The organism is Burkholderia contaminans (assembly GCF_029633825.1).
Taxonomy (GTDB): Bacteria; Pseudomonadota; Gammaproteobacteria; order Burkholderiales; family Burkholderiaceae; genus Burkholderia; species Burkholderia contaminans.
In genome coordinates, this window is the sequence record NZ_CP090641.1 from 1 (window position 1) to 25806 (window position 25806).

At 63.8% G+C, this 25806-nt stretch carries 21 protein-coding genes and 2 pseudogenes; 8 read left to right on the forward strand and 15 right to left on the reverse strand.

Annotation, left to right across the window (positions count from 1 at the left end; genetic code table 11):
* Nucleotides 1-132: 132 nt before the first annotated feature.
* From gmtX to LXE91_RS17815, 10 genes and pseudogenes are all read right to left on the reverse strand, one after another.
* Nucleotides 133-690, reverse strand: coding sequence for a gamma-mobile-trio protein GmtX (gene gmtX, locus LXE91_RS17770; RefSeq protein WP_278068150.1), 558 nt, complete (start codon nt 688-690; stop codon nt 133-135).
* Nucleotides 691-790: 100 nt separating this feature from the next.
* Complete coding sequence (gene gmtZ / locus LXE91_RS17775) at nt 791-3397, reverse strand: gamma-mobile-trio integrase GmtZ (protein WP_278068151.1); 2607 nt, start codon at nt 3395-3397, stop codon at nt 791-793.
* A 28-nt stretch (nt 3398-3425) separates the two neighbouring features.
* Complete coding sequence (gmtY, locus tag LXE91_RS17780) at nt 3426-4808, reverse strand: gamma-mobile-trio recombinase GmtY (RefSeq protein ID WP_012431291.1); 1383 nt, start codon at nt 4806-4808, stop codon at nt 3426-3428.
* 84 nt (nt 4809-4892) lie between these two features.
* Nucleotides 4893-6155 (reverse strand): MFS transporter, encoded by a 1263-nt coding sequence (locus LXE91_RS17785; protein WP_039346158.1) that lies wholly within the window; start codon nt 6153-6155, stop codon nt 4893-4895.
* Entirely contained in the window at nt 6106-6870 is a 765-nt protein-coding gene (gene arsH, locus LXE91_RS17790; RefSeq protein WP_012431289.1) for an arsenical resistance protein ArsH, read from the reverse strand. Before arsH ends, LXE91_RS17785 begins: the two co-directional genes overlap by 50 nt.
* 21 nt (nt 6871-6891) lie before the next feature.
* Nucleotides 6892-7338: an arsenic resistance N-acetyltransferase ArsN2 gene (gene arsN2, locus LXE91_RS17795; RefSeq protein WP_012431288.1), complete on the reverse strand. Its 447-nt coding sequence runs from the start codon at nt 7336-7338 to the stop codon at nt 6892-6894.
* A gap of 9 nt (nt 7339-7347) precedes the next feature.
* Nucleotides 7348-8409: an ACR3 family arsenite efflux transporter gene (arsB, locus tag LXE91_RS17800; RefSeq protein ID WP_012431287.1), complete on the reverse strand. Its 1062-nt coding sequence runs from the start codon at nt 8407-8409 to the stop codon at nt 7348-7350.
* Nucleotides 8396-8916 (reverse strand): annotated as a pseudogene (locus LXE91_RS17805) (arsenate reductase ArsC). The gene arsB and the pseudogene LXE91_RS17805 overlap by 14 nt, the downstream one beginning before the upstream one ends.
* Nucleotides 8913-9370 (reverse strand): annotated as a pseudogene (locus tag LXE91_RS17810) (ArsI/CadI family heavy metal resistance metalloenzyme). The pseudogenes LXE91_RS17805 and LXE91_RS17810 overlap by 4 nt, the downstream one beginning before the upstream one ends.
* Nucleotides 9367-9699 carry an ArsR/SmtB family transcription factor gene (locus tag LXE91_RS17815; RefSeq protein WP_012431285.1) on the reverse strand — a complete coding sequence of 111 codons (333 nt, stop codon included), beginning with the start codon at nt 9697-9699 and terminating at the stop codon, nt 9367-9369. Before LXE91_RS17815 ends, LXE91_RS17810 begins: the two are co-directional and overlap by 4 nt.
* 438 nt (nt 9700-10137) lie before the next feature.
* Here LXE91_RS17815 and LXE91_RS17820 point away from each other — a divergent pair, with 438 nt between their 5' ends.
* Together LXE91_RS17820 and LXE91_RS17825 are read left to right on the forward strand one after the other, a co-directional pair.
* Nucleotides 10138-11544 carry an APC family permease gene (locus LXE91_RS17820; RefSeq protein ID WP_039367266.1) on the forward strand — a complete coding sequence of 469 codons (1407 nt, stop codon included), beginning with the start codon at nt 10138-10140 and terminating at the stop codon, nt 11542-11544.
* A gap of 71 nt (nt 11545-11615) precedes the next feature.
* A complete protein-coding gene (locus LXE91_RS17825; protein ID WP_039367269.1) occupies nt 11616-12725 on the forward strand; it encodes a DmpA family aminopeptidase in 1110 nt (369 codons plus the stop codon).
* Between the two features lie 129 nt (nt 12726-12854).
* Here the strand turns inward: LXE91_RS17825 and LXE91_RS17830 are convergent, their stop codons facing one another.
* Both LXE91_RS17830 and LXE91_RS17835 read right to left on the reverse strand, forming a co-directional pair.
* Nucleotides 12855-13067 carry a hypothetical protein gene (locus LXE91_RS17830; RefSeq protein WP_039367272.1) on the reverse strand — a complete coding sequence of 71 codons (213 nt, stop codon included), beginning with the start codon at nt 13065-13067 and terminating at the stop codon, nt 12855-12857.
* Between the two features lie 137 nt (nt 13068-13204).
* On the reverse strand, nt 13205-15388 hold the full coding sequence (locus LXE91_RS17835) for an FUSC family protein (RefSeq protein WP_039367275.1): 2184 nt from the start codon (nt 15386-15388) through the stop codon (nt 13205-13207).
* A gap of 200 nt (nt 15389-15588) precedes the next feature.
* On the opposite strand from LXE91_RS17835, the gene LXE91_RS17840 reads away from it, so the two are divergent.
* Nucleotides 15589-16536 (forward strand): LysR family transcriptional regulator, encoded by a 948-nt coding sequence (locus tag LXE91_RS17840; protein WP_039367279.1) that lies wholly within the window; start codon nt 15589-15591, stop codon nt 16534-16536.
* 156 nt (nt 16537-16692) lie between these two features.
* On the opposite strand, the gene LXE91_RS17845 is transcribed toward LXE91_RS17840, so the two are convergent.
* Nucleotides 16693-16995 carry a DUF4148 domain-containing protein gene (locus tag LXE91_RS17845; protein WP_039367282.1) on the reverse strand — a complete coding sequence of 101 codons (303 nt, stop codon included), beginning with the start codon at nt 16993-16995 and terminating at the stop codon, nt 16693-16695.
* 216 nt (nt 16996-17211) lie between these two features.
* Nucleotides 17212-18354, reverse strand: coding sequence for a porin (locus LXE91_RS17850; RefSeq protein WP_039367285.1), 1143 nt, complete (start codon nt 18352-18354; stop codon nt 17212-17214).
* Between the two features lie 429 nt (nt 18355-18783).
* Between LXE91_RS17850 and codA the strand changes: the two genes are divergently transcribed.
* The 5 genes from codA to LXE91_RS17875 all read left to right on the forward strand — a co-directional run bounded on the left by codA (nt 18784) and on the right by LXE91_RS17875 (nt 24294).
* Nucleotides 18784-20025 carry a cytosine deaminase gene (gene codA, locus LXE91_RS17855; RefSeq protein WP_039367288.1) on the forward strand — a complete coding sequence of 414 codons (1242 nt, stop codon included), beginning with the start codon at nt 18784-18786 and terminating at the stop codon, nt 20023-20025.
* A 175-nt stretch (nt 20026-20200) separates the two neighbouring features.
* Complete coding sequence (locus tag LXE91_RS17860) at nt 20201-21535, forward strand: chloride channel protein (protein WP_039367485.1); 1335 nt, start codon at nt 20201-20203, stop codon at nt 21533-21535.
* Between the two features lie 300 nt (nt 21536-21835).
* Nucleotides 21836-22273, forward strand: a complete 438-nt coding sequence (locus LXE91_RS17865) for an STM2901 family protein (RefSeq protein ID WP_039367291.1) — start codon at nt 21836-21838, stop codon at nt 22271-22273.
* Nucleotides 22266-22613, forward strand: a complete 348-nt coding sequence (locus tag LXE91_RS17870; protein WP_039367292.1) for a DUF1493 family protein — start codon at nt 22266-22268, stop codon at nt 22611-22613. Before LXE91_RS17865 ends, LXE91_RS17870 begins: the two co-directional genes overlap by 8 nt.
* 358 nt (nt 22614-22971) lie before the next feature.
* Entirely contained in the window at nt 22972-24294 is a 1323-nt protein-coding gene (locus LXE91_RS17875; RefSeq protein WP_039367294.1) for a TIGR00366 family protein, read from the forward strand.
* A 65-nt stretch (nt 24295-24359) separates the two neighbouring features.
* Here the strand turns inward: LXE91_RS17875 and LXE91_RS17880 are convergent, their stop codons facing one another.
* Complete coding sequence (locus LXE91_RS17880; RefSeq protein ID WP_039367296.1) at nt 24360-25685, reverse strand: MFS transporter; 1326 nt, start codon at nt 25683-25685, stop codon at nt 24360-24362.
* Nucleotides 25686-25806: the final 121 nt, after the last annotated feature.

Consider the following 25806-nt stretch of genomic DNA (forward strand, 5'->3'; position numbering starts at 1 on the left):
CTTTGGACCTATACCCGTGGAGTACATAGTTTGAGGGCGAAAAGCGTGAAAGCGTTCTGCGGTGGGGTCGCCAAGGACTCTCCGTTTCGATGTATGCATACATCGAAATACATCGTTTCGGTTATCGGCTGTTCAGGCTCCGAGGATCTTTCGTATTGCACGCGCGAAGCCGACATCGAACACTGTCCGACCGTGTTCGTTCACGATCTCGCCATGGCTGCCTTCGTGTAAGCCATGTCTTTCGAGGTAGTCGGCAGAGACCGCCTTCCCCAGCGCTTCACGTTCTGAAGGAGTGAGCTGCGCGTTGTGGCCGTTTGTCGTTGTTGGCAACGCGATGGCGTCTCCTGACGCGCGCACACCGATTGGGCGTCGATCCACGACGACTTGCGCGTTGGATTTCAGAAGGTTGACCTCGGCCCGGAGCTTGTCTCGTTCCCCGATGATTGCTTGCATGATGGAGCGGATCGCGGGGTCGTGAATACGCATGAGGTATTCGTGGCTTGCCAGCGGTTTCGATGGTCGAAGTGTCGGTGGCCCGGCATACGTCGCCCAGGCCGAAATCAGCTCGCGGTAGTCTGCCGATTGCATGTTGTAGAGGACGCGTCCCTTTAGGACGCCTTCCGCCTCGGCCAGGCGACCAATGGTTGAGAGAGAAAATCGCGCGAGCCTGATTCCTGATGCCTGCGACAAATCTCGTGCAGCGCTTTTAGCCTAGCAAGCCGATGGGCACGACCACCCTTGGCGAGCAGCGTGCCGAGAAGCACGTTCGGGTGGTCGAATGTCGCGCTGTTCATGCTTGCGACTCGTCGATTCGTTGAGGCTTGCGCTTGAGCATGCCGGTGGCATTGCATTCCGGCAGAAACGTGGCGAAATCAATGCCAAATCGCTCGCTGAGACTCCGGCCGGCGTCCATCAGGTTGATGACCTGCCGCGTTCCCAGCACTGGATTAGCGGGGTTCATCTGCCGCGCGAGACGGCGCATGAATGCGTTGCCAACGCGGAGTTGTTCTTCTTCGCCCAGCGTCATGAAGACGGGCGCAAGGTGATCGCGATAAAGCACGGCATCGAGCAACTGACTACGACGGAATACTGCCTTGCCTGCATCGAGATCCGGATAGAGCTCGACATCGTCGCAAACTCCAGCGAGCTGAAGCAATTCCGATTCGGTCTCTTCGAACGCGATGTGCACATCGCTCGCGGTGCCCACCGCCACTAGTTGAGTAGAGTCTTCGACGGCCCGGTCGAGCGCAGCCTTGCAGCGCTCAATGAGCCGCCAACAAGCGGTGAGATCCTCCGCGAAGTCGTTAAATCGCTTCATCGATCCTTCCCACACGCGCTCAGCTTGCCGAAAGGCATCGAGATGAAGGAAGACCTCGCCAGCGTCTTCAGCGTCAGCCTTCTGCTTCTTTAGGTCAAGAAGCACGCGTTCATTCGCGAGGCAAGCATTGCGGGCCTCGTCGAAATGGTAGGCGATCGTGTTGAAGTGCGCGGCGAGCGATGGAAGGTAGTGAGGCTCCGTCACGAACCAGCGGCATCGAACGCAGTTGCGATTCCCTCCCGGAACGGGAGCGTGCTTTGCGTTGCCAACGGCAGTCCCCGGCAAAACCATCGGACCTCCGTTGTGGCATCCGCCAATCGAACGATTCTCCATCGAATCGCTGGCGTTTCCTCCAGCGAGGCAAAGGCCGTGGTGCATTGGCATCCAGCCCAACGCGTTTCTTGCCGCTGGATGCTCAGGGATTGCATCTGAAACACTGCTCACACTATTGCAGATCGCACTTCGGACAAGTTCGTCGTGTGCGGTATCGAGCAGAAAGTTCTGAATGCTCGCATTCTTATTTGCATCCAGGCGAGCCTTCGCATCGAGGAGGACGTCGCGAATATGGGTGGCTCCAGGCTTGGTGTAGTACAAGGTCATGACCAACCGGCTATGACCGACAAGCTTCTGCAGCACAGGGAACGGCACCTGTCCTTCCAAGGCCAGTGCAGTGACAAGGGAGACTCGCAAACTGTGAAGTGGGAACAACGTTCTCTTCTTGGACTGGGGCGGCAGCAGCCGAATCGGTGTTCCGTTGTGGTGAGTTTCGGAACGCCCGGCGAGCCGTGATTCGAATGCCTTCAGCAAATAGAACCAGCACGAATTGAGCGCCTGATCCTGAAGCGGAAAGTTACGCATTCGTGCCGTTGGATATTCTGGCAATCGGAAGAGAAAGCACGCGTCAGGATAGCGCGCCAACTGAAAATCAGTCTTGGCAATGATATGTCGACGATCAAGTTCTGCCCATGAGGTCCGACGCGAGATGGGGTTGTACTTCTCTTGCCAGTTGCGCAGCTTCTCGATCCAGTAGAAAACATTCTGGTGAAGCGCCCCGCCGTGCGTCCATGGCAGTAAATAGCCCTTCTCTGGCCCTGACTTAGAGACGTCGGCGGTCTTGTTCGTGTTGATATAGAGGATCGCCAGTGCGTTCTCGTTGTTGTTGCGATCATAGTCGCGCCGGAACACACCCTGCTGTAGCGGCCGAGATTCGCTTCCTTCTGCTATCTCGCTGCTGTTTCGCTCCCAACGTCCTGCCGCATAGCGCCAGGTGTCTGCCTCTCCGGAGTCAAGTACGCGGACCCGGCTAGTTCGTAAGGGCAAGATAAGCTTCACAAGCAGTGCAACCCATCGGACTGGACTCCACATCTGCAACACTTGACCACCGCGATAGTTTCGACTCAGCTTACGTATGCGCCAGACGCAATCCGGATCGTCGCGATCAATCTCGTCTTCAGTCACGTCGAGCCAATCAGGCGCGCTCGCACCCATATGGCCGATCTTGCTCCCGAGCGCACCATGTGCCCATTGCCAATCGCGAAAATGGGGTCCCGCCGCCAGCATCTGCCGAAGTTGGTCGATGTAGCCATAAGGCAGTGGTGAATAAACGCTCTCGCCGCGCTTCGGCAACCCCGCTTTCGACATACGACGTACCGGGTTGTGATAGCCCTGCATTAATACGGCGTTATCGTTTTTACCAATCTGACTGAAATGCCGAAGCAACACAAACTGCAGAAAAGCGTGGATAAGATTGTTCGCGCTGATGCCCCAAGGAGAGTCAGGACACGCCGTTCGGTGAAATTCTGGAACCTGTGTCGTTTGCGCCAGGAATACACTCGGGTCCAGCGGCAGGCTCTGCAGAATGAGGTAGCGCTCGAAGAAAGTCGATAGGGCCTGCAGCCTTTGGTGTAGACCATGCGTTTCCCCACCGAGCCACTCCAAGGCGAAGCCTCTCCAGGCTGCAAGTTCTGGATAGAACTCCACCACCCAGGTCAGGGTTGCATCCGAATCGCGTCGCATGCTGCGCTCGGTCCTTGCCGCCTTGCGACGCCCCTTGGGTTTAGTTGGAGAGGTCTTGTACATGTGTTTGCTCGGTCACGTGGAGATGTGGCTAGTCAGATGAACGGACCAAATCGGACAGAGGCGTCGTAAGAAGTCCATCCAGCCGGTGCGCCGCTTGCTGAAGTGCTTCTCGGGCTTCGCTAAAGCTTGCTTGTGTGTAGATCTCCTGGCTCTCGATCGATGCGTGATGCATGAAGCGGCGAATCATCGGCTTGTCGATTCCCGCGTGCTTCAAACGCTGGCCGTAGGCGTGTCGGTGCCCGTGCGGAGTTGTGCCAAGCGCCTTGCCAACTTCGAGGCCAATGCGTTTGCACGCGGCCGCGTGAGCCTTGTTGTACTGCGTGAGGGTGTATATCGCACCATAGGGTGCGCGCCGCAGGTTCACGAAAGCGAACGGATGATCCCGATCGAAATGCGCAAGCTGCTTCAGATAGCGATGCCAAAGTTCCAGAAACCACTCGCCGTACTCCGGCACGAACCAGTACGCCTGCTTGTAGTACGGACCGTCGTGCATGCCGCCTTTCCAGCCAGCATGCCGACGGTCCATCAAATCTGTACGCGGCACAAGGCCGAAGCGCTGGCCGAGGTATTCTGCTCGGTTCGATTTACGTGGTCGTCCTCGCTCGTCGCACCAGTCAGCAGGCGCGGCCCCGTAGTGCGGATGGTGGATGAGGACCTTGGCTTGACGCGGGTCCTGTGGATCTGGAAATACGTCCTGAACGTAAAGGTGAAAAGGCTCCGACTCTCGAAATCCCGCGCCATGGAGCAGTAGCGTGATCAAGATGCCACGATAGTCGTAACGATCGCCGTTGCGAAAGCCTTTGAAGAGCAACGCTTCAAAGTGACGTTCTGGAAAAGCTGGCGGCTCACCTCGCGCGACCTTCGGGATTCTCCGGTAGCGAAGCCAATATCCTGTGGCGCGCGCGGTGGCATTCGACGCCCACGTATGCCCAAGGAAGGCCTTGCTTCTACGATACTGGTAAGCGGCTTCATCGATCTGTCGATCGAACGTGCTGCCGACGTACCGAGGATTGACGCTGGCTGCTTCAGGACGAACTTCGCCCAACCAATTGAAGAAGTCGCTCAAATGGATGATGATGCGTGCCGCGTCGTGCGGCGAGCGAGGCGGCCAGCAAAGGCCCGTGGCGTCGATTCCTGTTTCGCGATTGAACGTTCCTGTATACAGGCGCTTCGCGAAATTCTGAAACAGTCGATGAGGGTCGCGTTCGGCGGGGTTGAGTTGGATGTACTCAAGAAAGAGCCGCACCGATCGCGTCACCTTGCGCATCCATTCCAGACTGCGATCGTGGCTTCTATGCAGGAAATAATCAATCAGCGGCTCGAGTATCCCCGTCGCGGCGAGCAGGGCGGGGATCTCAGTGTAGACGCCGGTTTCGTCCGTGAGGACCTTTGCTTTGATGCTGACGAACATCGCTCGACAGAAAAAGCAAACACTCTACGCACGCTTTAAGTCACCACGTTGACCGTTGTAAGTCATCGCTGCTCCCGAATCGACTCACCGATAAGAGGGACGTGCCGACGCGCACTTCGCTGCGATAAAAAAGCTGACGGCGGATAGCGCGGAGACAAGCAACACCGTCCATTCGACGGCGACATATCCATCCGTCAATCCCCAGATGCTGGCCGCTGCGATGGGCGCGATGCCCTTCGCAATGTTCGACGGAAACGACAGCATGCCGCTGATCGCGCCGTAGCCCTCCGTCCACAGAAACTGCTGGACGATCGTGCCGCGCAGGATCGTCATCATTCCGTTGGCGGCGCCATAGCAGAGCGCGAAGATCCACAAAAGCGCAGCGGATTTGCCAGCCACAATCAGGACGACCGTCGAGACGGGAAAGAGTGTCACCACGATGAAACCAACTGTCGTGATGGTGACCTTGCGATCGAATGCGAACCAGACCGCGCGGGCGATGACTTGCGCGGGTCCTATCAGCGCCATGGTGATGTCCAGGACCGTGTTGGTGACGCCGCGCTCGACCATCAACGGGACCAGATGAAATGTGAGCGCGGCGAAGGTCGCGTAGTAGGTTGTGAAGCACAGTGCGAGCGCCCAGAAGGTAGGCGTGCGCAGTGCACGTCGCGTTGCCGCAGCATCGACCGCCGTGCGCTCCGCGCTCGGCTGGGCAGCGTTCGGGTCGATTCGTGAGGAGCGGATTGCGAAGACATGAATCGGCAGGCAAATGATTAGATTGCACGCGGCAAGTGCGACGAGCGCGAGACGCCAACCGGCCAGATCCACGAGGAACTGCGTGACCGGAATGAAAACCGTGCTCGCGAATCCCGCAACGAGCGTCACCAGTGTGATCTTGGTCTTGTATCGCAGCGGATAGCGATGCGTGAGCACGGCGAAGAGCGGGTCATAGAAGGTCGCAGCCATCGACAGGCCCAAGCCGATCCACGCTACGAAGAGAATCGTGAGCGACGATGTGGCCGACCACATCAGAAGCATGGCGGCCGCGATCAGCGATCCAATGGCCATGATTCGACGTCCGAGCCCGTGGTCGATCCATTTGCCCACCGGATACGCCACGAAACCCGAGACCAGCAGTCCGAGCGAGAGGGCAGCATTCGTGGACGTGCGGCTCCAGCCCATGGTCTGCTCCATGGGTACGACCAGCAGCGAAAACGAATAGTAGACCGAGCCCCACGACACCAGTTGGGCGAGCGCGAGCGCCCAGGTGGCCAGCGATTCGGCGCGATCCGTCGAGTTACTCGACTTCACTGTCGTCGGTGTCGGCGTTCTGTGCGCTGTGCTCATGGCTCATGGCTGCATTGGCGAGGACGGAAACTGATGCCGGAGCCTTCTCTTTACGCTCACTGTACCGGTCGGTCAGGTAATCTGAGCGGTCGCGCACGAGTAGCGTGAACTTATACAGTTCCTCCATCACATCGACCACACGATCGTAGTACGACGAGGGCTTCATGCGACCGCTCTCATCGAACTCCTGGAACGCCTTGGCTACCGAACTCTGATTGGGAACGGTCACCATGCGCATCCAGCGGCCGAGCACGCGCAAAGCGTTCACCGCGTTGAAGGATTGCGAGCCGCCCGACACCTGCATGACCGCGAGTGTTCGCCCTTGCGTCGGCCGGATGCTTCCGGAGTCGAGCGGCAGCCAGTCGATCTGGTTCTTGAACACGCCGGTCAGCGCGCCATGTCGTTCCGGGCTGCACCAAACTTGGCCTTCGGACCAGATGGACGCTTCGCGCAATTCGAGGACCTTCGGATGGTCGGCGGGCACGCTGTCGGCGAGTGGCAGACCATGTGGATCAAACACTCTGGTCTCGGCGCCTAACTTGCGAAGGATGCGCTCAGCCTCGAGTGTCAGCAAGCGACTATAGGAGGTCGGACGGAGCGAACCGTAGAGCAGCAAGATGCGCGGCGGATGATCCGAGATCGTCCGGGGTTCGAGCTTTGTGAGATCGGGCGTGTCGAGATGAGAAAGACTGACGTTCGGAAGATCGGTGGACATCGTATGGAAGCGGCTAAAGAGCTACGGGGTGATGGGGCGTGAGAGCAAAATCGCTGTGGCCGGGCACAGTTCAACGGCCTGGCGCGTGGCGAGGATCGCGGCAGGCGCGGTCTCGCGGCTCACAAGGTTGAATCCGGTCTTCTCGAAGAAGGCTTGTGCGTCAGTCGTAAGGAGCCACGCAGTTCTGGCGTCCGCGTCGAAGGCCTGACGCAGCAGCACCGCAACGAGATTCCGGCCGATGCCCTTGCTTCGACAGCTTGGCTCGACTGTCACCGAGCGGATCAGCACATCGCGCCCGTATTGTTCGAAGCCGCCGTATCCGACGTGCGAACCGGCAAGCGTCGTGAACCCGAAAAAGCGGCGCTGCGGTTCGTTGAGGTCATCGACCGGGAGGCCGTCACGGACCAGGGCCTTGACCAGACCGACGTCACTTCCGACGGTCTCGTGTGCAATGATTATGGCGCTCACACTCGCTCCTCAGGCCGTCTCGTACCAGCGCTGCGAGCGATTCACGACGCCAACCACCAGCAGCATGACTGGCACTTCGATCAGTACGCCAACGACTGTCGCCAGCGCCGCGCCAGACTGGAACCCGAAAAAGCTGATGGCGGTAGCAACGGCCAGTTCGAAGAAGTTGCTCGCGCCGATCAGACTGGACGGACCCGCCACGCAGTGCGCGACCCCGAGCTTGCGGTTCAGCAGATAGGCCAACCCGGAGTTCAGAAACACCTGAATGAGAATAGGGACTGCGAGCATCGCAATGACCAGCGGCTCCCGGACGATTGCTTGCCCCTGAAACGCGAACAGCAGCAACAGCGTGGCGAGCAGCGCGCAAATCGAATAAGGCCCGAGGCGGGACACCGTGCGATTGAAGTGGGTCTCACCCTTCGCGAGCAGCACGCGACGCAATAACTGCGCGATGACGACTGGAATGATGATGTAGAGACCCACCGACGCGATCAGCGTATTCCAGGGAACGGTGATGGCGGACAGGCCAAGCAACAGTGCCACGATCGGCGCGAATGCGACAATCATGATCGCGTCGTTCAGCGCCACCTGCGACAAGGTGAAATAGGGATCGCCCTTGCAAAGCTGCGACCAGACGAACACCATCGCCGTGCAGGGGGCGGCAGCCAGCAGAATGAGGCCGGCAATGTAGCTGTCGAGTTGCGCTGCGGGCAACCAGGCGGCGAAGACGTGGCGCACGAATATCCAGCCCAGTAGCGCCATGGAGAAAGGTTTGACGAGCCAGTTCACGAACAGCGTAACGCCGATCCCGCGCCAGTGGCCCTTGACCTGCGCCATCGCGCCGAAGTCGATCTTGATGAGCATCGGAATGATCATCACCCAGATCAGCACGCCCACCGGCAGATTGACCTGCGCCAATTCCATGCGACCGATCGCCTGAAAAAGGGACGGCAACCACTGGCCCAGCGCGATGCCCGCGACGATGCACAGCGCAACCCACACCGTCAGGTATCGCTCGAAGAAGCCAATGACCGGACGGCTCGCGCGAGCGACCGAATCAGTGCTGCCCATTGGATTCCTCGGCGGGACGTTCGCCAATCGCGCGCACTTCATTCTGGGCGGCATTGCGATCGAGTACGTGCAACGGCAGGTTCACAAACTGGCTCACCCGCGTCAGAATCTGCCGATAGACCTTGGTGAAGACCGCGCGCTTCTCTTCGTCGCTGCCCACGAATGCGGCAGGGTCTTCAAAACCCCAGTGCGCGGTGATCGGCTTACCGGGCCATATCGGGCACACCTCGCCAGCCGCCTGGTCGCACACGGTGATCACGAAGTCCATTTGCGGCGCGTCGGGTGCACCGAACTCATCCCAGCTCTTACTGCGCAGCCCGGCCGTGTCGTAGTCCAGCGACTCGCAGCGCTCGATCGCAAACGGATTGACCGCGCCTGACGGGTGACTGCCTGCGCTGAACGCGTGGAATCGACCCTTGCCTAGCGTGTTAAAAGCGCCTCGGCCATGATGCTTCGGGCACTGTTGCCCGTGCAAAGGACCAGAATGTTGTAGGTCTTGTCGTTCACGTCTTGCTCCGATTGAGATCTGCGCCGGCGCAGCAGGCATTTGAAGAAACGCGGGCTTCGCGCGAACGATCGCGCGACTCTCCATAAACAGGGGCGTGCTCAAGCGTTTGAAACGTCTCCCATGCGACGCCCTGTGGGTCCACGGTCCAGGTCTTATCCGACTTTGCATAACAGCAGGTCGTCGCCGTCTGATTCGTGACAGGCAATTCAGCGCTCGCGAAACGCGCTCGCATCTCGGCAAGTTCCTCGTCCGATTCGACCTGAATGCAAGGTGATCAATGCCGGGCTTTACGCCACGCTGCGAAATAGCGAAGTTGACCTTCGGATCGCTCAACTCCCATTTGCGGTAGTGCGACTTCGATACCGTCGGTTTCGCGCCTCCAAACATGGCAACGTAGAACCGGGTGCTCGCATCAATATCTTCGACAGCAACGTGGATGTGCATGCGTTTCATGATTTAGCTCCTTGGCACTGCGACACAGCTTGAACGGAACAGTCAGCGCCCGCACAGCAGTTCTCGGTCAGAAACCCGAGCAGTGCGTTCATCGCATCGAAGTTGGCTGAATAGAAGATGAACCGTCCCTTCTGCTCGCTGTTGACGAGGCCCGCATGCGACAGGTCTTTAAGGTGGAACGACAAGCCAGACGGCGAGAGGCCAAGCTGCTGAGCAATCTCACCAGCCGGCATGCCTTCGGGGCCCGCGACAACCAGTGCGCGGAAGATCGCCAGGCGCGATTCATGAGCGAGCGCGCCGAGCGCGCGTACAACGAGGTTCGAGTCCATGGCGGCATCATAGACCTGTCGATTCAAAGATTCAAGTAATCTTGAAACGATGCGGCCACGGTGTTTGATGGTCAATTAGGGACGGTAGATAGCGAGTGGAGGGAAGAAAGTTGAACCCGCCCTCCAACCCTCAAACTCGAAATCTTGGGCTAGAATACCTGTATATTTATACAGTACTCCTGGAGCCAGATCGTGGGTCGGCCTGTCTTAGCCGCACAGCAGTTACGCACGCCCGAGGAACGGGCGCGCTCCCTCGATGCTGCGCTCGACAGAAATATGTATTCGGAGTCGGGGGGAATAACCACCGGAAGGGCGTAACACGAAGGGGGAATAGCGGTCCTGAAATTGGCTTCCTAGACTGCCACGCAATCAATCGGGCCCGAGTATGGGCGTTCAAAAATAAGTGGCAAAGGATTGACCCAAGCACAGGAGAACGAAATGGCGATGATGTCGGAATCGACGGGCACGCTGCAAGCGGCGCCTGCAACGGAAGACGCGCCGCGCGCGCTGTCGCAGACGCTCAGCGTGCGCGATGCGGTGATGATCACCGTATCGGGCGTGACGCCCGCGAGTTCGATCTTCGTGATCGCGCCGTTCGCGATCCAGCAGGCCGGTAGCGGCGCCGTGCTGTCGTTCCTGCTCGGCGGCGTACTCGCGCTGGCGTTCGCGCTCTGCTATGCGGAACTCAGCGCCGCGCACCGCAGCGCGGGCGGCGAATACGTGATGGCCAAGCGCGTGTTCGGCACGCTGCCCGGCTACCTGACCTTCATCACGGTGCTGTCCGTGAGCGTGTTCATCCCGGCGGTGCTCGCGAGCGGCGCCGCGCCGTACCTGAACAACGCGCTCGGCACGCATTTCGGCAACCAGTCGGTCGCGCTGACGATCGTGCTGCTCAGCTATCTGCTCGGCATGCTGAACATCAAGACCAACGCGTGGATCACGGGCGCGTTTCTCGTCGTCGAGATCGGCGTGCTGATGCTGATCGCGGGCCTCGGCTTCGGTTCGCCGCATCGTGGCGCCGACGCGCTGATCGCGCCCGTCGTCGCGAGCAGCAACGCGCTCGTGCCGGCGACCCTCGCCGCGATCGTCCCGGCGATCGGCACGGCGATCTTCTGCTACAACGGATTCGGCTCGGCTGCCTATCTCGCCGAAGACCTGCGCGGCGGCAACCGCAACGTCGCGAAGGCGGTGATCTACTCGCTGCTCGTGATCCTCGTCGTCGAACTGATTCCGCTCACCGCGATCGTGCTCGGCGCGCCGTCGCTCACCGAGCTGACGAAGAGCGCCGACCCGATCGGCTATGTGGTGCGTTCGCTGAGCAATCCGGCCGTGTCGCGCGTGGTCAGCGGCGGGATCTTCCTGTCGGTGTTCAACGCGATCATCGCGATCGTGATCACGATGGGCCGGCTGCTGTACAGCAGCGGCCGGCACGCGCTCTGGTCGCGCACCTGCAACCGCGCCTTCTCGACGATCCATCCGCGCTTCGAATCGCCGTGGCTCGCCACGATCGCGCTCGCGGTGCCGTCGGCCGGGCTCGTGTTCGTGTCGAGCCTCGACGAGCTGACCGCATTCACGGTCGACCTGCTGCTGCTGATCTATCTGGTCGTCGGGCTGGCCGCGCTCGCGAGCCGCTTCGTGCGCCGTGACGTCGAGCATCATTACCGGATGCCGTTGTGGCCCGTGACGCCGCTCGTCGCGGTAGCCGGCGCCGCGTATACGCTCTACACCACGCTCGCAACGGCAACGAAACCCACCGACCTGATCATCATCGCGGGGCTGCTGGTCGCGGCGCTCGTGATGTATGCGGTCTGGGCGCGCCACAGCGAAGCCTTCCGCACGCTGTGAGCGGCGGATCGAAACTTGCCGTATCGAAACACTGACACACCGAACCATTGAGAGACTGGAGGAATTGCATCATGCGCACGAGGGATCTCGGCATCCGCATCGGACTCGGCACGCCGGGCCGCTTCAACGCGATCACGGACGTTCCGGGCGTGCGGGTCGGACATTGCACGCTGAACGTCGAGAACGGCGATGCATCGATCCGCACCGGCGTCACCGTCATCGAGCCGCGCGCGGGCGCAGCGCACGATTCGCCGTGCTTCGCGGGCGTGCACGTGCTGAACGGCAACGGCGACGCAACGGGGCTCGAATGGATCCGCGAGGCCGGCCTGCTGACCACGCCGATCGCCTATACGAACACGCACAGCGTCGGCGCGGTGCGCGATGCGCTCGTCGCGAACGAGCGCGAAGCGGCGGCCGGCCGCGTGTACTGGTGCATGCCGGTCGTGATGGAAACCTACGACGGCTTGCTGAACGACATCTGGGGGCAGCACGTGAGCGCCGCGCACGTGCTGCGCGCGCTGGCCGCCGCGCAGTCGGGGCCGGTCGCCGAAGGCGGCGTGGGCGGCGGCACGGGGATGATCTGCCACGAGTTCAAGGGCGGCATCGGCACCGCGTCGCGCGTGCTCGCGGCCGATGCGGGCGGCTGGACCGTCGGCGCGCTCGTGCAGGCGAACTACGGCGTGCGCGAGATGCTGCGCGTGGCCGGCTACCCGGTCGGCGAAGTGCTGCGGCACGTGCCGTCGCCGTTCCGCGCGCCGGACGCGCAAGGCGAGGCAGGGATGGGGTCGATCGTCGTGACGATCGCGACCGACGCGCCGCTGCTGCCGCACCAGTGCACGCGTCTTGCACAGCGCGCGAGCGTCGGGCTGGCGCGGGCCGGCGGCGGTACGGAGGATTCGAGCGGCGACATCTTCCTGGCGTTCGCAACGGGCAACGACGGCCTGCCGGCGGCGAACTACGGCAGCAAGGGCGCACCGACCACCGGCGTGAAGATGGTCAACAACGACCATATTTCCGCGCTGTTCGTCGCAGCGGCGGAAGCGGTGGAGGAAGCGATCGTGAATGCGCTCGTCGCGGGCGGCGACGTCGAGTCGCGCGGGGCGCGGGTCGAAGGGCTGGGGCAGGCGCGCTTGCTGGATGCGTTGCGCGAGGTGGGCTGGCGGCCGGGGCGCGGCGCCTGAAACGGCATGCGCCGCTTCAATCGAAGCGGCGTGGGGTAGCGTGGCGATGCCGCGATCGGCCGGGCCGCCGCTCGCCCGCGCATGCAACGCGGGCGGCGCGGGCCTGGCCGTGACGACGCGGCGTCATGCTCAGCTGCCGAAGTAGATGTTGCAGAAGCTGACGGGGCCGACACATGCGTTCGGGTCTTCCTGCTTCGATTGCGAACGATCGACGCGGCCTGCGGCCTTCACGGCTTCAGCGCGGTTCGCCGGTTGCTGTGCGGCGTCTGCCGGCGCCGGCTGTGCGTGAGCAACGGCAGCGGTGAGCGACAGGGCAACGAGGGCGAGGTGCAGCGGCTTCATTTTGGTTTCTCCGGGGTGAGTGCCAGTCTCGCTGGCAGTGAGGAAACTATAGGCTCGCACTGCTTAAAGATTAATCACCGCGGCTGTAGAGCTTATTTCCATCCGGAACAAGGATCTCGTTGCGCGCGCACCGATCGTCAATGGCGGTGCCGGTTGAACGGTGCGTCCTTGTCCAGCAGCGCGCTGCGCATGAAGTGCAGGCAGCCGACGATCCGCTGCATCCGGTGCCGCTCGTCGGGCACCGCATACCACGCCTGCAGCGTGTGCTGCGCCGCGCGGATCGCCAGGTTCACCGATTTCAGCGTGCGCGCGTGGTGGCCGGGCGTCGGATCGTCGAAGAAGCGCGGCAGCTCGTGCAGCACCGCGTCGATCGAACCGGTCCAGCGCAGCGTTTGCGGCGGCTTCGATTCGCAGAACGCGTTCAGCTCGTCGCGCAGGTCGATCACCGCATGGCCGACCTCGAGCGTCGACAGCATCCAGCGCAGCGCGTCGCGATGCTGTCGCGTGCGCCGCACGAGCAGTGTGCGCAGTTGCGCCATCAGGTCGTGCGTGCTCGACTGGAAGCGCTGCGCGAGGCGCTCCGTCGGTCCTTCGCACGCCAGCGTGACCTGGCGGCGCAGGTCGTGCGCGATGCGGCCCGTGAGCCACGGCATGTGGGTGGGGAACACGACCGCGAACACGAGCGAGCACGCGAGCATCGCGATGACGATCGCCAGGCCGTTGTTGATCAGCACCTCGGGCGTATACGCGATCGCGTTGTCGGGCCCCGCGAGCAGGCAGAAGAACACCGCGAAGCCGATCCCGTAGCCGGACAAGCCCGGCCGCATCGCGAGAAACGCGCCGAGGCCGAGCACCGGCGCGAGCGCGGCACACAGCAGCGGGAAGCCCTCGATGTTCGGATACACGTAGCACAGGAACACGTAGCCGACCGCGGTCGCGAACGCCGCGCCGACGCTCATCTGTGCGACGAACTTCGGTGCGCGCGGCGACGTGGAGCTGAGCGCGCACGCGATCGCGGTGGCGATCACGGCGAGCGGGCCGCTCGGCCATTCGGACGCAATCCAGAACGCGCTCATCGCGCCGACGGCGACGATCGTGCGCAGGAACGCGAAGCCGACGAAGAACGAATTGGTCTTCACCGCGTAGTGCGTGACCGAGCGCTCGAACGCGTGATCGTCCTGGTCGAGCGACGCATAGGTGTCGGCGTAGCCGAGATATTCGCCGATGAAGCGGTACAGCAGCTCGATCGCGGTATCGAAGTCGAGCAGGCCGCCGGCCGCATGGGCTTCGATGTCGCGCCGCGATGCGCGCGCGGCTTTCGGCAACGCGCTGTGGAAGCGACGCAGCTCGAGCAGTGCGCCGGTGGCCGGTGAGACGCCGCGCTGCCGCTCGTCGCGCAGTGCGGCGAAGCGCTGCGCGAGCGCGTCGATGTGCGGCGCCAGTGCATCGAGGACCGCGTCCGAGCCATTGGCGCGCAGCCGCTTGACGAGCTGGTGCAGCGCATGCAGCCGCGTGCACGCGTTCATGAACTCGCTGTTCAACCGCGCGAGGCGGCGGCTGCGCGCGCGAATGTGCGGATCCTCGAACGACGCGAACGCGCGGTTGGCCTCGAAGCCAACGATGTCGTCGACGAAATCGGCGAAGCGCCGCTCGAAATCGCCGCGCGCGACGTCGCCCGCGAGCGCGCCGGCCGTGAACGCCGCGAACGTCGCATGGCGGGTGCCCAGCGAACGCATCAGCGCCTTCGCGGAGCTGAGCGGCAGGATCAGCGCGCTGACCGCGCCCGAGCACGCGATGCCGAGCGCGACTTCCGCGGCGCGCGTGAGCGCGGACTGGAACAGCGTCTGCGGGGTCATCACGGCCGGCAGGCCGATCAGCGCGGCCGTGTAGCCGGCGAGCACGAAGCCGTACCAGCGGAAGTGGCGGTTGCGCACCGCGAGCGCGATGCAGGTGCCGATCCACAGCGTGATGCCGGCCATGTACAGCTCGGGCTGCTGCGCGAACAGCCCGCCGAGCGCGAGCGCGGCGACGAGGCCGGCCGCCGTGCCGAGCACGCGGTAGAAACTCTTCGCGAACACCATCCCCGACAGCGGCTGCATCAGCACGAACACGGTCGTCATCGCCGTGCGCGGCTGCGACATCTCCAGGCGCATCGCGATGCCCATCGCGAGGAGCGCCGCGAACACGGTTTTCGCGAGGTGCAGCCAGATCAGCCCGTCGCTCGCGGCCCAGTCGCGCGCCGCGTCGCCGAGTGGATCGAGCCAGGTTCTCCATCGTGCCGGTTCGATGGAAGGAGGCTCGATCGCAGGTTGTGGCTTCATGAAAAGAGGGGACCGGTACGGGGCCAGGCACGGTGCGCGGCGCGTCCGAACGGGTCCGTTCGACTGTTGAGGCGCCGATTGTAGGAGGGCGGCGCCCGCGCATTAACGCAGCTGCGGGGAAACGATAGTTGCAGCCGGAGTAACAATCTGTCGCATCCCGTGGAGGAAAATAGCGGCTCCGCTACAGGTTGCTCACAGGAATGGATACGCTACAAAACATGCGGGTGTTTTCGCGCGTCGTCGAGACGGGCAGTTTCACCGCCGCCGCGCAATCGCTGAATTCGACGACGGGCGCGATGTCGCGCGCGGTGTCGGAACTCGAGGCGCGCCTGCGCACCCGTCTGATGAATCGTTCGACGCGCCGTCTCGCGCTCACGTCGGCCGGCGAAAGCTATCTGCGGCGCTGCCGCCAGATCCTCGCCGACGTCGACCGCGCGGAAGAAGAAGCGAGCTGCGCGCACGAACGGCCGGCCGGCGTACTGCGCATGCACAGCTTCGCGAGCGTCGGTCATCACTATGTGTTGCCCGCGCTGACGCGCTATCACGCGCAGTTTCCGGGCGTGTCGATCGAACTGTCGCTGTCGCAGCGCATGCCCGACCTGTTCGACGGCACGAGCGACATGGCCGTCGTGACCGCGTCGTCGCTGCCCGATTCGGAACTCGTGTCGCACCTGCTCGGCTCGACCTTCAGCATCCTCTGCGCGTCGCCCGACTATGTGAAACGCCACGGCGCACCGGTACGCCCGCAGGATCTCTCTGCGCACGCGTGCCTGACGCTGTGCACGCCGGCGTTTCCGACGCACGAATGGGTGCTCGAGGGGCCGGAGGGTGTCGAGCAGATCCACGTTGCGGGGCCGGTGCAGACCAATACGGCCGAATCGCTCGCGCTCGCAATCCGCGACGGCATCGGGATCGGCATGCTGCCGCTGTACTCGGCGATCGACGCGCTGCGCGACGGCACGCTCGTCCGCGTGCTGCCCGCGCATATCCTGCAGAAAATGAACGTGTACGCGCTGTATCCGTCGCGCCGCTTCGTCGATGCGAAGGTGCGGACCTGGGTCGAGATGCTGCGTGCCCAGGTGCCGGGGATGATCGCGCGCGACGTCGAGATGCTGAACGCGATCGATCGCGAACCGCAGGCCGCCTGAGCGGCAGGTTTGCACCGGCGCATGGCCGCACTGCCGGTGTCTTCTCTTCGAGCCAATCGAAGCCAATCGAAGCCAATCGAAGCCAATCGAAGCCAACGCAACCCGCGCCGCGCCTGCACGACATCGTTCATGCGGGCACGGCGCTGCGTCATGCGGTTACAGCGCGGGCTTGGCAGCCGCGCCCGATTCCGTCGTCGGTTCGCCGGCGTGGCCATAGGCGGCCTGCGCAGCCTTCCGTTGCGCGAGACGCTTTTCGTGGAGTCGTTCCTGCGCCGCCATGATGTCGTCCGGATAGTTGTTGACTTCGCCGCGCGCCGGGTTGTAGCCGACCGACTCGAGATCGATCAGCTCCTGCAGCACTTGCGCGCGCGTGACGGGCGACTGGGCCGACTGGGCGAAAGACAGCGCCGGTGCAGCGAGCAGGACGGCAGCGGCGGCGGTAACGACGAGCGATTTCACGAGGTTCTCCTGGGGGCGGGGTGGGCGGCCGGTTCGACGCGCGATGCGTGACCCCGACCTTTGCTGGCAGTCTACGCAGCGCCCGCGCGCGTAAAAACCCCGATTCCAGGCAGGCTGTCTTCCAGATGGAACAACATTGGGGCAGGCCGCCCGCGGCCGGCGAACCCGTGTGCGGACGCAGGTTCGTGGCCGTCGGGCGACGAGGCATCGCGCCGGTCAGAAGCGCGTGCGCATGCCGATCGTGCCGACGATCTGGTTCGCGGTGCTCGATGCGCCGCCCGAGCCGTTGATGAACGCCTGGTAGCCGCGACCCGCTGCGTGCTGGTACATCGCTTCCGCATAGACGTCCGTGCGGCGCGACAGCTTGTAGACGGCCTGCAGGTCGACCTGGTGCCACTTCGGATCGGTTCCGTGCTTGCTGTCGGGGTTCGACACGCTGGCGTCCGTGTACACGTAGGCCGCGCCGAGGCTGACGGCCGGCGTCACCGCATAGCGCACGTTCACGTCGTAGTTGTTGAACGCGACCTGGCCGGTCGAGCCGAACGAGCCCGTGTTGTCGTACTGCGAACGCGTATAGACGAAGCCGACGGTGGCCGGGCCGAACCCGTAGCTGATGCCGCCGCCGTACGAACGCATGCGGTCCGAGCCGATCGACCAGCCGCCCTGGTTCAGGCTCTTCGCTTCGACCGCATCGGTCGCGCCGGCGCTCGCGCTCGTCGAGCCCTTCGTGCCGTTCATCTGCAGGTACGCGCCGGCCAGCTTCAACGGGCCGTTCGTGTAGCTCGCCGCGACGCTGTACGCGCGGTTCGCGCCGAAGTTGGTCGCGTTCGAGAACGCATACATCGCGCCGACCTTGAAGCCCGCATAGGTCTCGCTCGTGTACTTGACCGCGTTGTTGATGCGCAGCGAGTGGTTCAGGTTGTCGTTGTCGAACGGATGCGCGAAGCTCGCGTCGCCGAAGTCGCCGGCCGTGGCCGACAGCGGCGCGACGAAGTCGACCATCGTGTCGTACTGGCGGCCGAGCGTCAGCGTGCCGTAGCCGTTCTGGCTCAGGCCGACGTACGCGTGGCGGCCGAACAGCTTGCCGTCCTGCCCGAGCCCGCCGTTGTTCACGTTGAAGCCGTTCTCGAGCACGAACAGCGCCTTGAGGCCGCCGCCGAGATCCTCGGTGCCGCGAAACCCGACGCGGCTGCCGTTGACGGTGCCGCTGTTCAGGCGCCACAGCGATGCACCGTTGGCGTTGTTGGTGTAGACGATGCCGGCGTCGATCAGGCCGTACAGCGTGACCGAGCTCTGTGCGTGAGCGAGCGGGGCGAACAGTGCGGCGGCGCATGCGCCTGCGATGAGGGTTTTTTTCAAGTGAAGGCTCCTGCGTGTGGGACTGGGAACGAAAGTTCGGCGCAAGTATAGGAACGCATCGCGCGCGCGAGGCCGCCGGGGCCGCGAGCGCACCTTTCCGGATCCGGCAAGAGTCCTTCACAAAACTGACACGATGTGCCGCGCGCGCCTGAGGCCGGCGGTTTTTGCTCGATCGCGCACGGATGGCATCTGCTCCTCGGTGACCGGCTGTCGCGTCGTTGCAACATGCGCGGGGCGAGGCACGGCGGTTGATCGGCTTGACCGGCGCGCGGAGAATGAGGCGTTCACGCCGACGACGGGTGTCACACGAATGAGAAGACGCGTGCGCATCACCGATCGCCGAGTCTCGTCGATACTCGTCAACTGGATCGCACGGCCGCCGGCGCAAAGCGCGTGGCCGTTTTCATGGATGCCACGGGGAGACTCCACATGAATCTGTTCAACGTACGCCTGCGCGGCCGCGACGGCCTGTTCACGATCGCCATCGACGGCGGCACGATCGCGCGGGTCGACGCCCAGCCTTCACCGGTCGCGCCCACGGGCATGGCGGACCTCGACGCGGGCGGCCGCCTGGCGATTGCGCCGCTCGTCGAGCCGCATATTCACCTCGACGCGGTGCTGACGGCCGGCGAGCCCGCGTGGAACATGAGCGGCACGCTGTTCGAGGGCATCGAGCGCTGGGCCGAACGCAAGGCGACGATCACGCACGAGGACACGAAGACGCGCGCGCATGCGGCGATCGGCATGCTGCGCGATCACGGGATCCAGCACGTGCGCACGCACGTCGACGTCACGGACCCGACGCTTGCCGCACTGAAGGCGATGCTGGAAGTGAAGGACGAGGCGCGCGGGCTGATCGACCTGCAGATCGTCGCGTTTCCGCAGGAAGGCATCGAATCGTTCGACGGCGGCCGCGCGCTGATGGAGCAGGCGATCGACCTGGGCGCGGACGTCGTCGGCGGGATTCCGCACTTCGAGAACACGCGCGAGCAGGGTGTCAGCTCGATCCGCTTCCTGATGGATCTCGCGGAGCGCACCGGCTGCCTCGTCGACGTGCATTGCGACGAAACGGACGATCCGCATTCGCGCTTCCTCGAAGTGCTCGCGGAAGAGACGCGCGTGCGCGGGATGGGGTCGCGCGTGACGGCGAGCCACACGACCGCGATGGGCTCGTACGACAATGCGTACTGCTCGAAGCTGTTCCGCTTGCTGAAGCGCGCGGGCCTGAACTTCATCTCGTGCCCGACCGAGAGCATCCACCTGCAAGGGCGCTTCGACACGTTTCCGAAGCGGCGCGGCGTCACGCGCGTCGCGGAGCTCGACCGCGCGGGCATCAACGTGTGCTTCGGGCAGGATTCGATCAAGGACCCGTGGTATCCGCTCGGCAACGGCAACATCCTGCGCGTGCTCGATGCGGGCCTCCATATCTGCCACATGATGGGCTACCAGGACCTGCAGCGCTGCCTCGACTTCGTGACCGACCACAGCGCGACGACCATGCATCTCGGCGACAACTACGGCATCGCAGTCGGGCGTCCGGCGAATCTCGTCGTGCTCGACGCGGACAGCGACTACGAAGCGGTGCGCCGGCAGGCCAAGGCGACGCTGTCGATCCGCCACGGGAAAGTGATCCTGCGGCGCGAACCGGAGCGCGTCACGTATCCGGATTGACGCGGACTTGATGCACGCGGCGGGCGATCCCGGCCCGTCCGGCGGCATGTATTCATGGAATGCATCAGTCGATTCGAAAAATACGTTTGTCTCATGATGGGTGCCGGCCTACGATGCGGTCCTGACGGCGGCGTGCGTGTTGCGCGCCGTCCTTTCGACTCCATTCGCCGACTCCATGCGCCCCGATCTCCCGTCCGCTCCCGCATCCTCCTCGCCGGCCGCCAGCCCGTTCGCGCGCGTGGCCGTCGTCACGATCCTGACCGGCGTCGGCGCGGGCCTCGGCGGCATGCTGCTCGCGCTGCTGTTGCATGCGATCCAGCACGTCGCGTACGGCTACAGCGTCGCGCACGTGATCGGCACCGAGAGCTTCCTGACCGGCGCGAGCGGCGCGGATCCGCTGCGCCGCCTCGCGGTGCTGATCGTCTGCGGGATCGTCGCCGGCGGCGGCTGGTGGGCGTTGTACCGGTATGGCCGGCCGCTCGTCAGTATCCGCCGCGCGGTGCGCGCGGCCGACCCGCGGATGCCGGTCGTCAGCACGACGGTTCACGCGCTGCTGCAGATCGTCACAGTCGCGCTCGGCTCGCCGCTCGGCCGCGAAGTCGCGCCGCGCGAGATCGGTTCGCTGCTTGCCGGGCGGCTGGCGCATGCGGCGGGGCTCACGCCCCACGACTGCCGGCTGATGGTTGCGTGCGGTGCGGGCGCAGGCCTCGCGGCCGTCTACAACGTGCCGCTCGGCGGCGCGATCTTCGTGCTCGAAGTGCTGCTCGGCACGTTCGAACTGCGTGCGCTTGTCATCGCGGTCGCGACGTCGGCGATCGCGGCGGCCGTTGCGTGGATCGGCCTCGGCAACGAACACCAGTACACGGTGCCGCCGTTCGTGCTGAGCACGCCGCTCGTGGTGTGGTCGATCGTCTGCGGGCCGCTGTTCGGTCTTGCCGCGTACGGCTTCGTGCGGCTCACGACCCAGGCCCGGGCGAACGCGCCGAAAGACTGGCGGCTGCCCGTGCTCGCGCTGGCCAACTTCGCGGTGATCGGCGTGCTCGCGATGCGGTTTCCGCAATTGCTCGGCAACGGCAAGGGCCCGGCGTCGCTGGGCTTTGACGGCACACTGACGATCGGTCTCGCCGCGGCGCTGCTCGTGCTGAAGGTGCTGATCGAGGCGGGCAGCCTGCGGGCGGGTGCGGAAGGCGGCCTGCTGACGCCGGGCCTCGCGAACGGCGCGCTGCTCGGCGTCGTGCTCGGCGGGCTGTGGAGCCTCGTGTGGCCGGGCGCGTCGATCGGCGGATGCGCACTGATCGGTGCGACCGCGTTTCTCGCCGCGTCGATGCAGATGCCGATCACGGCGGTCGTGCTGCTGCTCGAATTCACGCGCGCGGATCATGACAGCCTCGTGCCGATGCTGCTTGCGGTGGCCGGCTCGCTCGTCGCGTACCGGTTCGCGCAGCGGCTGGCGGAGCGGCGGGAAAGTGCGGTTGCAACGGTGCGCGAACACGCAGCGGCTATGCGCTGACGCGCATGAGTGGTCAGGAAGCAGGAAACGCACCACCATCAGAAACCGGCGAGCCACCAGAAAAATTGACGGTTTGTATCCGTTCTGGTGAATACCGTTGCCGCGACGCTCGTGCTGGACGACGAAGCCGTAACGATCGGAAGTTCAAGCCGAACATCGCTGAAGCGAACCGCGCGTAATCGATCTATTGCATCCCGACACGGTTCTGCAGCGGTCGCCGACCCGGCGGACGCGTTGTCCTCCCTGCGTTATTCACGATAGCTTTGCCAGTTCGCTCAAACTCAAACTGTCCGAGAGAAAATGGCAACTTCGTACAAGTACGGCATTCATGAGGGCCTGCGCCGTGAAGAATTGCTCTTGCTGATCTTCATCGAAGAAACCGGCAAGGCGTTGGGTGTAGATGATGCGGTTGGCATCGCGATGGTATTGCTGGGGCAGCGTTTCATTCCCACGCGCGGCAAGTTCGCGAACGCAGTCAAGGGCACCTCCATCGCGTCTGTCGTTGCGCGTCGTATGTTGCCGTACGAGCTAAAGCACCGGATATTGCCTACCGTTACCTCGTTCACTAGCCTTATCATGTTGCGCATCAAATTTACGCGGAATATCGGTGCGTTCGTCGGGCGTGCGATTCCCGGCGTCGGATGGGTAATGCTGGCAACCGATGTATCGCTGATCACTTATCACACGGTAAAGACCTACAACGGCATCGTGAAGCCCGAGGATCGTCTGTATGGCTGACACATGGAAGCGTCTCGAAGCATTTATCACGGGCGATATCGGCGCGCTTCCAGTCCGTCGAATCGAACTGAATCGGGACACGGATCTCTATCACGATCTCGACATGGAGCCGGACGCTATCGACACGCTTATCAAGCGATGGGGGGAGGCGTTCGGTGTCGACCTGTCCGCGTTCGACATTCACCATTACTACCCGTCCGCGAAGCTCGGCATGGGTTCGTTTCTCGCTGCGGTTGTCAAATCGCCGTTTAGCCTTGATGCGCGCGAGAAGTTGGGCGGCAGGTCGCTGACACTCGGAATGCTGAAAGAGGCGATGGAGCGCGGGCGCTGGGAATCGTAACCTTCTGAAGGTCGCAGGCTACTGGCCTGACACCTGTTCATGCGAACCACGCCGGATCGCTTCATGAAACGCAGAACGCCCGCCAGATTCATATCCAGGCGGGCGTTTTTGCGTTTGCACTTTCCGCCATCGATTCCGGTTTGCGCCCGCTATCGGCGGTGATTCACAGATGGGTGTTCCGACGCCCGAACTCCGTGACGCCCCTGTGACGGATTCGAGAACCTGAAATTGACCGGCGCAATGGCCACCAAAGGCATCAAGGCAGACTGCGCGGTTCTGTGCAAGAATCCGCGCGTTTCCGCGCCTCAACCAACAACGACACGCGCGGACGTCCCTATCAGGAAACGAGGAGCTCAAGTTGATTCAGCGCATTTCCCAATTCTTCACGCAGGTGGTCCACCGCGTGTTGCCCGACCCGTTGATTTTCGCGATCCTGCTGACGATCGTCACGTTCGCGCTCGCGTTCGGTCTCACGCCAAACACGCCCGTGCAGCTCACGACGATGTGGGGTTCGGGATTCTGGAACCTGCTCGCGTTCTCGATGCAGATGGTCATGATCCTCGTCACCGGTCACGCACTCGCGAGTTCGCCGCCCGTGAAGCGCATGCTCGTGGCGCTCGCGAGCACCGCGCGCACGCCCGGGCAGGGCGTGATGCTCGTCGCGTTCGTCGGCGCGCTCGCGTGCGCGATCAACTGGGGCTTCGGCCTCGTGCTCGGCGCGATGCTCGCGCGCGAAGTGGCGCGCCGTGTCGCCGGCAGCGATTACCGGCTGCTCGTTGCGTCCGCCTACATGGGCTTCCTGAGCTGGCACGGCGGCTTGTCGGGATCGGTCCCGCTCGTCGCGGCCACGAAGGGCAATCCGATGGAGAAAACCATCGGGCTGATTCCCGTGTCGGAGACGATCTTCACCGGCTACAACGCGTTCATCACGATCGGCCTGATCGTGATGTTGCCGTTCCTCGCGCGCATGATGATGCCGAAGCCGGGTGACGTTGTCAGTGTCGATCCGGCGCTGCTGGCCGAACCGCCGAGCGTCGAGCGCCAGCTCGGGCCCGATGCGACGTTCGCGGAACGGCTGGAGGAAAGCCGCTTGCTGTCGGTCTTCGTCGCGGCGCTGTGCGCGGCGTTCCTCGTGCTGAAGTTCGTGCAGAAGGGCTTCGCGCTCGACATCGATACCGTGAACCTCGCGTTCCTCGCGGCCGGCATCCTGCTGCACCGTACGCCGATGGCCTATGCGCGCGCGGTGGCCGGTGCGGCGCGCGGCGCATCGGGGATCATGATCCAGTTCCCGTTCTACGCGGGCATCCAGGCGCTGATGGATCACTCGGGGCTCGCGGGCGTGATCACGAAGTGGTTCGTCGATATCGCGAACGTGCACACGTTCCCGCTGCTCGCGTTCCTGAGCTCGGCCGTGATCAATTTCGCGGTGCCGTCCGGCGGCGGCCACTGGGTCGTGCAGGGCCCGTTCGTGATGCCGGCGGCCCAGGCGCTCGGCGCCGATCTCGGCAAGGCCGCGATGGCGATCGCGTACGGCGAGGCCTGGACCAACATGGCGCAGCCGTTCTGGGCGTTGCCCGCGCTGGCGATCGCCGGGCTCGGCGTGCGCGACATCATGGGCTATTGCGTGACGACGCTGCTGTTCTCGGGCGTCGTGTTCGTCGCAGGGATGTATCTGTTCTGACGGGGCGACGCGAGAGGCGGGCCGCGTATGCGTCCGCCTCTCGCGATCCCGAATCCGGCCTGCCGTCAGCCGGGCGACCGTGCGCCTGGCCGCTCGTGTCCGTGCCGCAACGCGAGGCTGGCGAACGCCGCGATGACGAGCGCGGCCGCCAGCAGTGTCAGCCCGTTCTTCGCGTTGCCGGTTGCCTGTTCGATCGCACCGACGACGGTCGGCCCGACGAAACCGCCGAGCAACCCGCACGTATTCACCAGCCCGAGTCCGCCTGCCAGTGCGTTACCGGCGAGCCGCGACGCGGGAAACGTGAAGACGATCGACTGAACGACGAAGAACATGAATGCGGCCACGCACACGCACAGGAGCCCCGCGGCAGGCGACGCATGCGCGGCGCCGACCATCCCGGCCGCCATCACGACCAGCCCCGCACACAGCATCCGGCGCGAATGCCGCGACTCGCGCGCAAAGCGCGGCAGCGTGGCGGCGCCGCACGCGGCGGCAAGCCAGGGCAGCGCGGTCAACAACCCGACCGCGAACGGCGAGAAGCGTCCCGATGCGCCGATGATGCCCGGCAGGAAGAAAATCACCGTGTAGATGGTCAACTGGTGGCAGAAGTACACGAAGATCGCGAGCCAGATCTGCGGATCGCGCAGCGCGGTGCCGAATGCATGGCCGCCGTGCGCGCCGGCCCCCGCATCCTGCTCGGCGGCCAGCGTGCGTTCGAGTGCACGCCCGGTTTCCGGGGCGAGCCACGGTGCGGTGCTCGGACGATCCGGCAGCCGTGTCCACACGACGAATGCGAGCAGGATCGCCGGAATGCCTTCGACGACGAACAGCCACTGCCAGCCGTGGAAGCCGAGCGTGCCGTCGAGCTCGATCAGTGCGCCGGCCAGCGGCCCGCCGACGATGTTCGCGATGCACACGCCAAGCAGGAAATACCCGGTTGCGCGCGCACGCTCCTCGCGGCCGAACCAGTACGTCAGGTACAGCATCACGCCGGGAAACAGGCCGGCTTCGGCGGCCCCGAGCAGCAGGCGCATCACGTAGAACGACGTCTCGCCGCTGACGAACGCCATGGCGACCGACAGTGCCCCCCACGTGATCATGATCCGCGTGATCCAGAAGCGCGCGCCGACGCGATGCATGATCAGGTTGCTCGGAATTTCGAAGAGTGCATAGGTCAGGAAGAAGAGCCCCGCGCCGAGTCCGTACGCGGCCGATGAAATGCCGAGATCGACCCCCATCGAATGTTTGGCGAACGCGATGTTGGTGCGGTCGAGGAAGCTGATCACATACGCGGCGATCAGCAGCGGCAGGAGTTTGCGGAACAGCAGCCGGTTCAGCGACGCGCTCGCGTCGCCGGCGGCGGACAGGGCCTGGGCGTGATGAGTGGACATGCGGACGACTCCGGTAAGGGCGAACCGGCGCGCACGGCAAGCACGGTGCGCCGCGTTCGGCAGATGCCGCTGCGATGCATGCAGCGGATGGGCAGACGACGGAGCCGCGCCGGCAGCGCTC